The sequence below is a fragment of the Saccharopolyspora sp. NFXS83 genome (genome assembly GCF_026241095.1).
Lineage (GTDB): Bacteria > Actinomycetota > Actinomycetes > Mycobacteriales > Pseudonocardiaceae > Saccharopolyspora_C.
This window is the reverse complement of sequence record NZ_JAPFGB010000015.1, coordinates 85644-99153: the sequence shown is the minus strand read 5'-3', so window position 1 is coordinate 99153 and position 13510 is coordinate 85644. Positions and strand designations below refer to the sequence as shown.

The 13510-nt window shown below is 71.2% G+C and carries 11 protein-coding genes; 6 read left to right on the top strand and 5 right to left on the bottom strand.

The window, feature by feature from the left end:
- Nucleotides 1–24 precede the first annotated feature (24 nt).
- From OOZ19_RS17790 to OOZ19_RS17780, 3 genes are all read left to right on the top strand, one after another.
- Nucleotides 25–1833 (top strand): GGDEF domain-containing protein, encoded by a 1809-nt coding sequence (locus OOZ19_RS17790; protein WP_416309459.1) that lies wholly within the window; start codon nt 25–27, stop codon nt 1831–1833.
- Nucleotides 1834–2454: 621 nt separating this feature from the next.
- On the top strand, nt 2455–3882 hold the full coding sequence (glmU, locus tag OOZ19_RS17785) for a bifunctional UDP-N-acetylglucosamine diphosphorylase/glucosamine-1-phosphate N-acetyltransferase GlmU (protein ID WP_416309458.1): 1428 nt from the start codon (nt 2455–2457) through the stop codon (nt 3880–3882).
- A 28-nt stretch (nt 3883–3910) separates the two neighbouring features.
- On the top strand, nt 3911–4891 hold the full coding sequence (locus OOZ19_RS17780) for a ribose-phosphate diphosphokinase (protein ID WP_507028815.1): 981 nt from the start codon (nt 3911–3913) through the stop codon (nt 4889–4891).
- 72 nt (nt 4892–4963) lie between these two features.
- On the opposite strand, the gene OOZ19_RS17775 is transcribed toward OOZ19_RS17780, so the two are convergent.
- The 3 genes from OOZ19_RS17775 to OOZ19_RS17765 form a co-directional block, all read right to left on the bottom strand.
- Nucleotides 4964–5578 carry a malonic semialdehyde reductase gene (locus OOZ19_RS17775; protein ID WP_266091228.1) on the bottom strand — a complete coding sequence of 205 codons (615 nt, stop codon included), beginning with the start codon at nt 5576–5578 and terminating at the stop codon, nt 4964–4966.
- Nucleotides 5579–5664: 86 nt separating this feature from the next.
- A complete protein-coding gene (locus OOZ19_RS17770; protein ID WP_266091227.1) occupies nt 5665–6981 on the bottom strand; it encodes an Nramp family divalent metal transporter in 1317 nt (438 codons plus the stop codon).
- A 252-nt stretch (nt 6982–7233) separates the two neighbouring features.
- Complete coding sequence (locus OOZ19_RS17765; RefSeq protein WP_266091226.1) at nt 7234–7881, bottom strand: NAD(P)-dependent oxidoreductase; 648 nt, start codon at nt 7879–7881, stop codon at nt 7234–7236.
- A gap of 78 nt (nt 7882–7959) precedes the next feature.
- On the opposite strand from OOZ19_RS17765, the gene OOZ19_RS17760 reads away from it, so the two are divergent.
- From OOZ19_RS17760 to pth, 3 genes are all read left to right on the top strand, one after another.
- A complete protein-coding gene (locus OOZ19_RS17760; RefSeq protein ID WP_266091225.1) occupies nt 7960–8331 on the top strand; it encodes a winged helix-turn-helix transcriptional regulator in 372 nt (123 codons plus the stop codon).
- 273 nt (nt 8332–8604) lie between these two features.
- Complete coding sequence (locus OOZ19_RS17755) at nt 8605–9237, top strand: 50S ribosomal protein L25/general stress protein Ctc (protein ID WP_266091224.1); 633 nt, start codon at nt 8605–8607, stop codon at nt 9235–9237.
- Nucleotides 9238–9334: 97 nt separating this feature from the next.
- Nucleotides 9335–9910 carry an aminoacyl-tRNA hydrolase gene (gene pth / locus OOZ19_RS17750; RefSeq protein WP_266091223.1) on the top strand — a complete coding sequence of 192 codons (576 nt, stop codon included), beginning with the start codon at nt 9335–9337 and terminating at the stop codon, nt 9908–9910.
- An 18-nt stretch (nt 9911–9928) separates the two neighbouring features.
- On the opposite strand, the gene OOZ19_RS17745 is transcribed toward pth, so the two are convergent.
- Nucleotides 9929–11593 carry a fatty acyl-AMP ligase gene (locus tag OOZ19_RS17745; RefSeq protein ID WP_266091222.1) on the bottom strand — a complete coding sequence of 555 codons (1665 nt, stop codon included), beginning with the start codon at nt 11591–11593 and terminating at the stop codon, nt 9929–9931.
- Between the two features lie 128 nt (nt 11594–11721).
- The gene (locus OOZ19_RS17740; RefSeq protein ID WP_266091221.1) at nt 11722–13509 is read right to left on the bottom strand and encodes an ABC-F family ATP-binding cassette domain-containing protein; all 1788 of its coding nucleotides are present in this window, start codon (nt 13507–13509) and stop codon (nt 11722–11724) included.
- Between the last annotated feature and the right edge of the window lies 1 nt (nt 13510).

The window sequence follows — 13510 nt, the reverse complement described above, 5'->3', positions numbered from 1 at the left end:
GAGCTCGTGGCCACCGGGCGGGCGATGCCCGGTGGGGACCGTGGTCGATCGCCGACCTCCCGGCCTCGGCCGGGCCTGGATGCCAGCAGGGGGTGTGCGCCGCTGCGCGAGGACACGACGGACGTACGCGACGACGCGGCAACCGCGCTGAGCGAGGTCAGCGATGCGTGGTTGGTAGGTCGCGCTCGCGAACTCAACGCCGTCGGCCAGAACAGCGACGCCCTGGGCCAGCGCAGCACCATCCGGGAAGCCGACGGACTGCTCGCCGAGGCGCAGCGGCGCGGTGAGCCGCGCATCGTCGCCCAGCTGCTGCGGCACTGCGCCGCGATGCGGCTGTCCACCTCCGGGCTCGCGCACGGCGCGGAACCGCTGCTCGACGAACTCCTCACGCACAGCAGGCGGCACGGGCTCACCGTGCTGGAGGCCGACGCCTACGCGCTGCGCGGCAGGCGCGCGCTGCTCACCGGCAGCGAGGACAACGCGATCACCGAAGTGGCCAGCGGCCTCGCGATGCTGGAGGACGAACCCGTCCCGGACACCGCGCTGGGCAGGCGGTCCTGGGACCGGCTGCTGGCGACCGCGCTGATCGACCTGGGCTCGGTGCTCACGCAGCTCGGCGTGTACGAGACCGCCGACGAGGTGATGGCCCGCGCGCTGCACCGGATCCGGGAGAGCGGCGGCCCGCACGAGATCGCGCTGCACATGATGAACCGCTGCCGGATGTTCCTGGGCTGGGGCCTGCGGCTGGAGCGCATCGGGCAGCAGGACGCCGCGGGCGAGCGGTTCTCCACCGCCTCCGGGCTGGCGCTCGGGGTGGAAGTGCCGTGGCGGGAATCGTTGTTCCCGCGGCTCGCCGACCGTTCCGCGGCCGATCAGATCCCGGTGCTCGGCGCGGCGCACGCGTTGGCCCAGCCGAGCTCGGAGCACATCGAGCGGCTGCGGCGGCTGCGGTCGCTGGACCGCGCCATCCACCCGCGCGAGAAGATCATCGTGGCGATCGCGCTGGCCCGCTGCCTGGTCAACGCCGGACGGCGGACCGAGGCGGTGCGGATGCTCTCGGACACCCGTTCCAAGGTCACCGGCGACGCGGCCGATCCGACGCTGCGGATCTCGCTCGCCCGCGAGTACGCGCAGCTCACCGAGATGGACCAGGACCGGCCGACCAGCGACGCGGTGCACGACTACGTCCTGGACCTGGAGAACGAGCTGTGGGCCATGCGGGAAGGCCGGTACCTGACGCTGAGCACCCGGTTGGAGAACTCCCGGCTGAACCTGCGCCACGACGCGATCACCCAGCAGGCGCTGCAGGACCCGCTGACCGGGCTGTCGAACCGGCGCGCGCTCGACGAGCGGCTGGACTCGCTGCTGGACACTCCCGACTCGCAGCCGCTGTCGGTGGCCCTGGTGGACTTGGACGGGTTCAAGGAGGTCAACGACCGCTGCTCGCACGCCGAGGGCGACGACGTGCTGCGGGTCGTGGCGAGCACGCTGCGGGACACGCTGCGGGTCGACGACTTCGTGGCCCGCTACGGCGGCGACGAGTTCGTGGTGCTGCTGCCGGGTGTGACCTTGAACGCGGCGGAATCGGCGCTGCAGCGCACCGTGGAGGCGATCGCGCGGCTGCCCAAGGCGCTCTCGCGCGGGGTGACGTTGTCGATCGGCGTGGTGGCGCGGCGCCCGCAGGAGTCCGGGGCGCAGGTGCAGGCGCGCGCCGACGCGGCGATGTACCAGGCGAAACGCGGCGGCGGCAACCAGGTGGCGACGTTCGCGGTCGACTCGGGCTCCGGTGATCCCGACGACCAGGAGTCCTGGATCCCCCCGCAACCGCGCTGATCGGTTCGACCTCGCCCTGCTTCGCGCGGACGCCGTCGCGGAGCCGCGCGTCCCGGCGCTCAGGTGAGCCTCATTACACGGAACCCGGACCCGGTCAGGCGAAATGGTCGATTCACCCGGATCGACCTACGAGATGCTTGCACGCGCACTCTCCGTGAGCGCCGTGTCGCCGAGCCGGGCGTGCGCCGCTGCGGCGGGGAAACCGCGCCGAGCGTCTGGCGACAACCCGCCACCTTTCCCGCCGCTTGATCACGAATCCGCAGCTCGGGAAGGCTGTGGTGGCCGGAACCCGGTGGACCGGACGGGTAGCATCGGCTTCCGCCGGACAAGCGCGAAGGGCCACCGGCGCGAGAACGAAACGCCCCGGTTACCCTTCACCCGCTTGGACGCCACCAGCAGCCGGTTCACGACGAGACTGCTCACCGTGACCGCACCGACCAGGGCGACTCCGGCGTGTCGGCGTCGAACCCGCTTGAGACCCAAGGGAGTGCGTTGATGCCTCAGGGCGAGAACGCCCGGCCCGCCCCCCGCAGCACGTCCGGCGCGGCTTCCTCCGCTTCCCACTCCGCACTCGGCTCCGCGGTCAGCACGATCGTGCTCGCCGCGGGCGAAGGCACGCGGATGCGCTCGGCCACGCCGAAGGTGCTGCACCCCATCGCGGGCCGGCCGCTGGTCGAGCACGCGGTGCGGGCCGCGGCGGGCACCGGGCCGGATGATCTGGTCGTCGTGATCGGGCACGGCCGGGACGCCGTCAGCGAGCACCTCGCGCGGGTCGCCGACGACCTCGACCGCGAGGTCCACACCGTCGTGCAGGACCGGCAGCTCGGCACCGGGCACGCGGTGGCCTGCGGGCTGACGGCGCTGGCGAACCAGCGGCAGGGCACCGTGCTGGTCAGCTACGGCGACGTGCCGCTGCTGGACACCGCCACGCTCACCGCGCTGCTCGCCGAGCACCACGAACGCGGCAACGCCGTGACCGTGCTGTCCGCGGTGGTAGCGGACCCCACCGGCTACGGACGGCTGGTCCGCGACGACGCCGGCCAGGTCACCGGCATCGTCGAGCAGAAGGACGCCACCGAGGCGCAGGCCGCCATCGGCGAGATCAACTCCGGCGTCTACGCGTTCGACGCGACCGTGCTCTCCGACGCGCTCGACCGGCTCTCCACCGACAACGCCCAAGGCGAGCTGTACCTGACCGACGTGCTCTCCATCGCCCGCTCCGACGGCCACTCCGTGGGCGCGCTGGTGTGCGCGGACACCTGGCTCGTCGAGGGCGTCAACGACCGGGTGCAGCTGGCCCGGCTCGGCGCGGAGCTCAACCGCAGGCTGGTGCTCGGCTGGATGCGGGAAGGCGTCACCGTCACCGACCCGGCCTCGGTCTGGTTGGACTGCGACGTGACCCTGGGCCGCGACGTGACGGTGGAGCCCGGCGTGCAGCTGCGCGGCGGCACCACCGTCGGCGAGGGCTCGCTGATCGGCCCCGACACCACGCTCACCGGCTGCACCGTGCACCCCGGCGCCTCCGTCGTGCGCACGCACGGCGAAGGAGCGGAAGTGGGGCCCGGCGCCTCCGTCGGCCCGTTCGCCTACCTGCGCCCCGGCGCCCGGCTCGGCGAGAAGGGCAAGATCGGCACTTTCGTCGAGGTCAAGAACTCCGAGATCGGCACCGGCAGCAAGGTGCCGCACCTGACCTACGTCGGGGACGCCGAGATCGGCGAAGGCAGCAACATCGGCGCGGCAAGCGTCTTCGTGAACTACGACGGCGTCGCCAAGCACCGCACCGTGATCGGTTCCCACGCGCGGACGGGGGCGGACAACATGTTCGTCGCGCCCGTCGAGGTGGGGGACGGCGCTTACACCGCCGCCGGTTCGGTCATCACCCAAGATGTCCCCCCGGGCGCCATGGCGGTCGCCCGCGGAAGGCAGCGCAACATCGAAGGCTGGGTGGCACGACGCCGCCCGGACACCGCCGCCGACCAGGCCGCTCAGCAGGCTCAGGAGCGGTCCGGATCTGACCTGACCACCAATCCGATGAGTGACACCCGATGACGGGGGTCAACGGGGAGGGACGATGACCGTGAGTGCCATGTCTGCGACCCCGAAGAAGAGCCTCAAGCTCTTCTCCGGGAGCAGCCACCCGGAACTTGCCGAGGAGGTGGCCAAGCAACTTGACGTGACGGTCACGCCCCAGGCGGCCTACAAGTTCGCGAACGGCGAGATCTTCGTCCGCTACGACGAGTCGGTCCGCGGCTGCGACGCCTTCGTGATCCAGTCGCACTGCGCGCCGCTCAACGACGCCATCATGGAACAGCTGATCATGGTGGACGCGCTCAAGCGCGCCAGCGCCAAGCGCATCACCGTGGTCATGCCGTTCTACGGCTACGCCCGCCAGGACAAGAAGCACAAGGGCCGCGAGCCGATCTCGGCCCGGCTGATGGCGGACCTGTTCAAGACCGCGGGTGCCGACCGGATCATGACGGTGGACCTGCACACCGACCAGATCCAGGGCTTCTTCGACGGACCGGTCGACCACCTGCTCGCGCAGACGGTGCTGTCGGACTACATCCGGCAGACCTACGTCGACGAGAAGATCACCGTGGTCTCGCCGGACTCCGGCCGGGTCCGGGTCGCGGAGAAGTGGGCGGACAACCTCGGCGGGACCCCGCTGGCGTTCATCCACAAGACCAGGGACCCCACGAAGCCGAACCAGGTCGTGGCGAACCGCGTCGTCGGTGACGTCGAGGGCCGGCTGTGCGTGCTGGTCGACGACATGATCGACACCGGCGGCACGATCACCAAGGCCACCGAGCAGCTGCTGGAGTCCGGCGCGAAGGACGTCATCATCGCGGCGACCCACGGCGTGCTGTCCGGTCCCGCGGTGGAGCGGCTGTCCTCCTGCGGCGCGAAGGAGGTCGTGCTGACGAACACGCTGCCGATCTCCGACGAGCACCAGTTCGACACTCTGCGCGTGCTCTCGATCGCCCCGCTGGTCGCGGAAGCGATCCACCAGGTGTTCGAGGACGGTTCGGTCACCAGCCTGTTCGACGGCCACGCCTGAGCCTGATCAGCCGCGAAAGGCCCGGTCTCCCCCCTCGGGGCCGGGCCTTTCGCGTGCGCGGGTCCGCCTGCGTCAGACGGTCGTGACGATCTCGTCGTAGTCGTGGCGGGGCAGGCGGTCGAACCAGGGGTCTTCGCCCGGCTTGCCGATGTTGACCACCACGAGCACCTTCTCGCGCCCACCGGGGAAGAACTCGGCGTTGACGCCCGCAGCGTCGAACCCGGTCATCGGACCGGCCACCAGGCCGGCGGCGCGCACGCCGAGGATGAAGTACGCGACCTGCAGGGTGCCGTTGAGCTTGGCGTGGTCGGCGCGGAATCCGTCGTCACCGGCCCACATGTCCTTCGCGTTCGGCGCGTGCGGGAACATCCGCGGCAGGTTCTCGTGGAAGTCGGTGTCTGCGGCGAGCACCGCGACCAGCGGCGCGTTCTCCGTCTTGGCGCGGTTGCCCTCGGACAGGTGCGGCAGCAGGCGCTGCTTGCCCTCGCCCGACCGCACCAGCACGATCCGCAGCGGCTGCTGGTTCATCGAGGTGGGACCCCACTTGACCAGGTCGTGGATGGCCCGCAGCTGCTCGTCGGTGACGTCTTCGGAGCTGAAGGTGTTGGCGGTGCGGGCATCCCGGAACAGCAGGTCCTGGGCTTCCGCGGAGAGCTGGAGCCCGGTGGTGGTGTCGGTCGAAGTCATGATCACTTCCTTGCTCGGGGTTTCTCCGCCCAACGCATTTGAAACTTCCAGCATTCCGGAACCCGTTCCGAATCGGTGGCGACCGATCAGAGCAAGCCGACCAGCTCGTTGACCGCCACCCCGACGAACAGCAACAGGCACAGCGTGAGCAGCGTGTTCGACAGCCACCGGGAGCGGTGCGCGGCGGGCATCATCGAGCGCGAGTTCAGCAGCACCAGCAACGTGCCCGCCAGGAACGGCATGAACAACGCGCCGAGCACGCCGTAGACCAAGGTCAGCTGGAACGGCTTGCTGAAGATCAGCAGCAGCATCGGCGGGAACGTCAGCCACAGCAGGTAGATCCGGTACGGGGCGCTGTGCATGCCCGCCTTGTGGTCGTAGGCCGCCGCGGTCTCCACAGGCGTGTCCTTCGGCAACCGCCAGGTCCGCCACCAGTCGGCGAACAGCAGGCTCACGCCGTTCCACACGCCGATCACCGAGCTGAACGCGACGGCGAAGAAGCCCACCAGGAACGGGATCCGGGCCCACTGGCCGTAGTCGGCGGCGAGCACGTCGCCGAGGTTGAGCAGCCCCTTGTCGCTCTCGGTGAGGTCCTGCCCGAGCAGGATCTCCGCGCCGACCACCAGCATCGCCACCACGAAGATCCCGGTGGTGACGTAGCCGACCGCGTTGTCCATCCGCATGATCGGCAGCCACTTCGGCGTCCGCCAGCCCTTGGCGAAGGTCCAGTAGCCGTAGGCGGCCATCGTGATGGTGCCGCCGACGCCCCCCATCAGGCCGAGCACGTAGGCCACCGAGCCGTCCGGCAGCGTGGGGACCAGGCCCTTGCCCAGCTCGGGAAGGTTCGGCCCGACCAGGATCGCGGTACCGACGACGGTCACGAACATGACCCCCACCAGCACGGTCATGATCTTCTCCAGCACGGCGTAGCGGCCGAACCAGACCAGCGCGATCCCCAGCAGCCCGCACACGACGGCCCAGCCGCCGACCGGCAGCACCGGGAACAGCGCGTTCAGCGGCAGCGCCGAGGCCGACATCGCGGTGGCGCCGTAGACGAAGCCCCAGATCACGATGTAGACGCCGAAGTAGGTGGTCGCCCACCGGCCGAGGGAACGCCAGCCGGAGAGCATGGTGCGCTCGCCGCCGAGGTGCCAGCGGCCGACCGCTTCGCCGAGCGCCAGCTTGAAGATCGTGCCGACCAAGATCGCCCAGAACAGCGCGTAGCCGTAGCGGGCTCCGGCCACCATGGTCGCGACCAGGTCGCCCGCGCCGACGCCGGTGGCGGCGGCCATGACGCCCGGCCCGACCTGTTTGAACCGGGCCCAGCCGGTGGCCGGTTCGACCTCCGGGGGGCCGGCGGCGGTGCTCTCGGAGCCGGGATCAGAGCTCGTGTCAGCGGACATGCGCGTCAAACTATCGCCGAGTCAGGCGGCGGTCATCCGCAAGCGACCAAACCGTGACGGTGGCTTGTGCTTCCAGCGGTTCTGTGGCGTCCGGCGCAGAGTGAGCACTTTCCGCCGATGCCGCGCGGATCACTCACTGCCGCGGGTGACACCGGTCCGGTGGAACCATGCCTGAGCGCGATCAACGTGGCCGGACCGGTGCCCTCGCGCCGCGGTCACCGAGGAGCTCCTCCGCACCTCCGGAGCGAGCGGTCAGTACGCGACCGTGAACCGGGTGCGGCGGTGCGCGGGCCGGTCCAGCTCGTCGACGAACGCGAGCGCGTAGTCGTCACCGCCGATCGTCGAGCTCCCGTCGGCGTCGGACAGCAGCAGGTCCCCGCCGACTCGGTAGGTGCCGGTGCGCTCCCCCGCCGCGTAGGAGCCGAACACCGCGGGCGGGCTCACGTAGAACCAGTCCACGTCCTGCGGGGCCTCGCGCAGCGCGTCCAGCACCTTCGCGTGCGAGCTCGCCTCCGGCTTGAACTCGTCCGGGAACTCCGGGGTGTCGATCACCCGCGGACCGCCCTCGGCCACCAGGAGGCTGCCCGCGCCGCCGACGACGCCCAGCCGGAAGCCGTTCTCGCGCGCGGCGCCGAGCAGCGTCGGCACCGCGTCGAGCAGCTTCTTGCCGCCCTCCAGCGGACGTCCCGGTGTCGCGATCAGCACCGCGTCCGCGTCCCGCGTCACGTCGACCACGAAGTCCGGGTCGTGCATCGAGCCCGCCCGCGCGGTGAGCCCGCCGCCGTCGGCCAGCCCGCTCACGTCGCGGGCGACCCCGACGACCTCGTGGCCGCGCGACAGGGCCTCCTCCAGGATCCGGCCACCCGCGTAACCCGTGGCACCGAACAGAACGATCCGCATGAAAACCTCCTCGATCCAGAACCTGACCTCGACGGTAACCTTTGGTAATCAGTGACTTCAAAGTGCTATAAGTACCTCATGGTTACCAACCTGGTCCCGAACGTGTACGACCCCGCCTGCCCCACCCGCGCGGTGCTCGACCGGGTCGGCGACCGGTGGACGTCGCTGATCGTGCTGCACCTGGCGTCCGGTCCGATGCGCTTCACCCGGCTGCGCGCGGCCATCGGCGGCGTCGCGCCGAAGGTGCTCACCCAGACCTTGCGAGCGATGGAGCGCGACGGCCTGCTCAGCCGCGCGGTGCACGCGGAAGTACCGCCGCGGGTGGACTACGAGCTCACCGAACTCGGCCACTCGCTGCGCGCTCCCATCCAGGCCATCACCGACTGGGCCGAGGCGCACATGGCCGAAGTGGTCGCCTCGCGCGCCGACTACGACGCCGCCCGCGACTAGGCCCGACCCCCTCAGCACCACCCGGGCGGCGCACCCCGGGAAAGCAGGCTCTAAACTGTTCGGGTTGCCTCGGCGAGGCCGGGTTCCTTCCACCCGGCGTGATCGACGCGGCGGCTCGGTGTTCGCCCTCGTGGACGCGAAGGACGCCGCCGGTGCCGTTCGCACCAGGTGCCGCCCCATTCCGGTACGCGCCGCCCACGCCAGTGGCACACCCGCCGCCGCAGGCCGCCGACCAGTTTCATTTCCGCCCGACGTCACGAGGAGTGCACCACCGTGTCCGAGGTACGTATTTCCGTCGAACCGCGCACCGAGTTCGGTAAAGGCGCCGCCCGCCGCACCCGCCGCGCCGGCAAGATCCCTGCGGTGCTCTACGGTCACGGCTCCGACCCCAAGCACCTGTCGCTGCCCGCGATCGAGTTCGCCCGCGCCGTCCGCGACAACGGGCAGAACGCGGTGCTGACCCTCGAGGTCGCGGGCTCCGCCAACGAGCTGGCGCTGACCAAGACCGTCACCGCGCACCCGATCAAGAACTACATCGAGCACGTCGACCTGCTGCTGGTCAAGCGTGGCGAGAAGGTCACCGTCAACGTCCCGCTCGTGCTGGTCGGCGACGCCGTTTCCGGCACCCTGGTCACCCAGACCCTCAACGAGCTCGAGGTCGAGGCCGAGGCGCTGCACATCCCCGAGCAGTTCGAGGTGTCGATCGACGGCGCCGAGGGCGGCGCCCAGATCCACGCCTCCGACGTGAAGCTGCCCAGCGGCGTCACGCTGTCGGCTGACGCCGAGGTGCTGGTGGCCCACATCAGCGACGCGCCGAGCGCCGAGGACATGGAGTCCGAGATCGACGCCGAGGGTGCGGGCGTCGTCGAGGACGAGTCCGAGGGCACGACCGCCTCGGAGTCCTGAGCCCACGACGTCGGGCCGGTGGCCGGGGTGCGGCGATGCCGCACCCCGGCCTCTGCGGCTCCACCCGTCGTGACTCCCCTTCCGAGGATGGAGCCTGGTGACCACTCCTGAAGCGCCCACCTTGATCGTCGGCCTCGGCAACCCCGGCCCGCGCTACGAGGGCAACCGGCACAACGTGGGCTTCCTCGTCGCCGACGAGCTCGCGGCCCGCATCGGCGGCAAGTTCAAGGCGCACAAAGCGGGCTCCGACGTCGTCGAAGGACGGTTGGGCGCTCGCCGGGTGGTGCTGGCCAAGCCCCGGTCGTTCATGAACCTCTCCGGCGGCCCCGTCGCGGGGACGTCGAAGTTCTACAAGGTCACGCCCGAGTCGCTGATCGTGGTGCACGACGAGCTGGACCTGCCCTACGGCACCGTCCGGTTGAAGCGCGGCGGCGGCGAGAACGGGCACAACGGACTGCGGTCCATCACCAAGTCCCTGGGCACCAAGGAATACCTGCGGGTGCGGTTCGGCGTGGACCGGCCGCCCGGGCGGATGGATCCGGCCGACTACGTGCTCAAGGACTTCTCCGGCGCGGAGCGCAAGGACCTCGGGTACTTCGTGGACCTCTGCGCCGACGCCGTCGAAGCGCTGGCGGCCGACGGCCTGGAACCCGCGCAGAACCGGTTCCACTGACCCGTTCGGCGTCGGCGCCTAGTTCGACCCCGTCGGCACCAGAGCTGCGGTGGCTGCTCGTTTGAGCTTGCCGGAGGGGGTTTTCGGGAGAGTTCCCGGCGGCAGGACGACCACGGCCGCCGGGCGCGCCCCCACGGCGCGAGCGACTTGGGAGGCCACGGCGCCGCGCAGCGCCTTCTCCTCTTCGAGGGTGCCCGCGGTCTTCGATTCGAGGACCACCGCGAACCGCTCCCGGCGACTGCCCGCGTCGAGCCGGACGGCCGCCGCGTTGCCCGCGCGGACCCCGGCGACCTCACCGGCCGCGCGTTCGATGTCCACCGGGTAGATGTTGCGCCCGCCCATGATGATCACGTCCTTGCGCCTGCCGCAGATGACGACCTCGCCGTCGGTGAGGTAGCCGTCGTCGCCGGTGTCGAGCCAGCCGTCCGCGTCCCGGGCCGCCACCGGCCCGTCCGCCGTGAGGTAGCCCGGGGTGACGGCCGCGCCGCGGATGCGCAGCCCGCCGACCTCCCGCTCCCCCAGCTCGGCGCCCTCGTCGTCGACGACCTGGATCTCCATCCCCGGCAGCGCGCGGCCCAGCAGCGCGAACGACCGGGTGCCGCCCTCCTCGCCGCCGGCTGCGGGCTCGGCTCGGCGCCGCCGTTCCAGCGCGTCGGAGGAGACGGTGTCTACCCGCACCGGCTGGTTCAGCGCGGCGAACGACACCGCCAGCGTCGCCTCCGCCATGCCGTAGGCGCACACCATCGCCGTCTCCGCGAGCCCGAAGCGGGCCCCCGCCTCGGTGAAGGCCCGCACCGCGCCGGTGTCGACGGGTTCCGCCCCGTTGAGCGCGAACCGCAGCCCCGACAGGTCGAACGCGCCGTCCTCCGCCCCGGCCATCCGGCGTGCCGTGACGGCGTAGGCGAAGTTCGGCGCGGCGGTCACGGTACCGCCGTACTTGCTGATCAGCTTCGGCCACAGCAGCGGCGCGGTGAGGAAGTCCGTCGGGGTCACCTGCACCGCTTCCATCCCGATCGACATCGGCACGACGAGGGTGCCGACGAGGCCCATGTCGTGGAACAGCGGCAGCCAGGACACGGCGACGTCGCGCACCGGGTCGAGCCGGGCGGAGGTGACCATCGCCGTCGTGTTGGCGCGCAGGTTGCCGTGGGTGATCCGCACGGCCTTCGGGTCGGCGGTGGAGCCGCTGGTCAGTTGCAGCAGCGCCGCCGCGTCCTCACCGGTGGGCACCGGCTGTTCCAGCGCCTCCGGGTGCGCGGCGAGCTCCGCGAGGTCGCGGTACCGGATGCCGTGGGCGCGCAGCAGGTCGGCGAGCGGTTCGAACGGCGAGCCCAGCAGCACCAGCTCGGCGTCGACCACGCCCAGCACCCGCACCGCGTCCTGCGCCCACCGGGCGAGGTCGGTGCGCGGGGTCGGCTGGTGCAGCATGGTCACGCTGTTCCCGGCCAGCCAGCCGCCTTGCACGGCGGGAGCGATCAGCCCCGGGTCGGCGGCGAGCACCGCGACGGCGGCGCCGGGCCGGACCGATTCGACGAGCGCCGCGGCGATGCGCCGGGCCTCGTCGTGCACCTGGGCCCAGGTGCGGCGCCGCCCCTGCCGGGGCTCACCGGTGACGAGACCCCGGCCTCCTTCCCCGCCGCAGTCGAGCGCCGAGGCCACGATCCCGTCCACGAACCGACTCATGTGACGCACATTACGTCCGCCGCGAGACCACCGGAACCGTCTCACCGCCTAATCGGACGGGGAAACCGGCGCACCGCCCTTGCCCCGAACGCCCGGACCCGCTCCGGGAACGGGCGCGGCGGACGGGATCAGTCCAGCTGGTCGGCGAGTTCGAGCCAGCGCGCTTCCACGTCGTCCTTCTCCTGCTGGAGGGACCGCAGGTCCGCGTTGAGGCTCTGCAAGCGGCTCGGTTCGGTGGCCGCCTCAGCGAGTTCGACGTGCAGCTTCTCCTCGCGCTGGCCGAGCTTGTCGAGCTGCCGCTCCAGCTTCGCGAGGTCCTTGCGCGCGGCCCGGTCCTCCGCTCCGGAGAGCTTGTTCGACTTGGCCGCCACGACGTCCTCGGCCTGCTTGCCGACGGCGCCGCCGTCGGCCGACAGCAGCGAGCTGCGCCGCTGCAGGTACTCCTCGATGCCGCCGACGAGGTCGCTGAGCTTGCCGTCGCCGAACAGCGCGACGACCTTGTCACACACCCGCTCCACCAGGTAGCGGTCGTGCGACACGACCACCAGCGTGCCCGGCCAACCGTCGAGCAGGTCTTCGAGCTGCTGCAGCGTGTCGATGTCGAGGTCGTTCGTGGGTTCGTCGAGCACCAGCACGTTCGGCTCGCCCATCAGCAGCCGCGCCAGTTGCAGGCGGCGGCGCTCCCCGCCGGAGAGGTCGCCGACCGGCGTCCACTGGCGGCCCTTGCCGAACCCGAACCGCTCGCCGAGCTGGGAGGCGGTGAGCTCGTACTTGCCGAGCTGCACGCGCTCCGCCACGTCCTCGATGGCTTCGAGCACGCGCCAGTCGCCGGGCAGGTCGTGCAGTTCCTGCGTGAGGTGGGCGAGCCGCACCGTGGTGCCTTCGCGGCGGGTGCCGCCGTCCGGTTCGCGCTCACCGGCCAGCAGCCGCAGCAGCGTGGTCTTCCCGGAGCCGTTGACCCCGACGACGCCGATCCGGTCGCCGGGCCCGACCTGCCAGGTCAGCCCGCTGAGCAGCGTCCGGTCCGCGATCCGCAGGTCCACGTCTTCGAGGTCGATCACGGTCTTGCCGAGCCGCCGCTTGGCGAAGCTCACGAGTTCCACGGTGTCCCGCGCCGGCGGGACGTCGGCGATCAGCGCTTCGGCGGCCTCGACCCGGTAGCGCGGCTTGGAGGTGCGCGCCTTCGCACCGCGCTGCAACCAGGCGAGTTCCTTGCGCGCCAGGTTCTGGCGCTTGTCCTCGGCCTGCTGGGCGAGCCGGTTGCGCTCAGCCCGCGCGAAGATCCAGTCCGCGTAACCGCCTTCGTACTGCTCGACCTTGCCCTGGGTGACCTCCCAGGTGCGGTTGCAGACGGTGTCCAGGAACCAGCGGTCGTGCGTGACGATCACTAACGCGCACCGGCGGGACAGCAGGTGGTCGGCGAGCCAGCGCACCCCTTCGACGTCGAGGTGGTTCGTCGGTTCGTCGAGCACCAGCACGTCCAGGTCGCGCACCAGGGCCGCGGCCAGCGCGACGCGGCGGCGTTCCCCGCCGGAGAAGTTCACGACGGGCGTGTCGAGCCCGAGCCGCGTCATGCCGAGCCCGGTGAGCACCGATCGCACTCTCGCGTCGGCCGCCCACTCGTGTTCGGCGGTGAACCCGTGCGGGTCCAGCACCGCGTTGCGCACGGTCGATTCGGGCGGGAGCTCGGTGCGCTGGGTGACCACGGCCATCCGGGTGTCGCGGGAGTGGCTGACCCGGCCGGAGTCGGGGGCCTCCGCTCCGGAGAGGACTTCCAGCAGCGTCGTCTTGCCACCGCCGTTGAGGCCGACGACCCCGATGCGTTCGCCTTCGTTGATGCCGAGCGAGACGCCGTCCAGCAGCGGTCGCACTCCGTAGCTCTTGCTCACCGATTCGAGATTGATCAGGTTCGCCATC

What these genes read in the sequence shown, in the direction of transcription:
- OOZ19_RS17770 (WP_266091227.1), bottom strand. Translation starts at nt 6,981, where the DNA reads ATGTCCGCTGACACGAGCTCTGATCCCGGCTCCGAGAGCACCGCCGCC.
- OOZ19_RS17775 (WP_266091228.1), bottom strand. Translation starts at nt 5,578, where the DNA reads ATGACTTCGACCGACACCACCACCGGGCTCCAGCTCTCCGCGGAAGCC.
- OOZ19_RS17790 (WP_416309459.1), top strand. Translation starts at nt 25, where the DNA reads ATGCCCGGTGGGGACCGTGGTCGATCGCCGACCTCCCGGCCTCGGCCG.
- OOZ19_RS17765 (WP_266091226.1), bottom strand. Translation starts at nt 7,881, where the DNA reads ATGCGGATCGTTCTGTTCGGTGCCACGGGTTACGCGGGTGGCCGGATC.
- OOZ19_RS17745 (WP_266091222.1), bottom strand. Translation starts at nt 11,593, where the DNA reads ATGAGTCGGTTCGTGGACGGGATCGTGGCCTCGGCGCTCGACTGCGGC.
- OOZ19_RS17760 (WP_266091225.1), top strand. Translation starts at nt 7,960, where the DNA reads ATGGTTACCAACCTGGTCCCGAACGTGTACGACCCCGCCTGCCCCACC.
- glmU (WP_416309458.1), top strand. Translation starts at nt 2,455, where the DNA reads ATGCGCTCGGCCACGCCGAAGGTGCTGCACCCCATCGCGGGCCGGCCG.
- OOZ19_RS17740 (WP_266091221.1), bottom strand. Translation starts at nt 13,509, where the DNA reads ATGGCGAACCTGATCAATCTCGAATCGGTGAGCAAGAGCTACGGAGTG.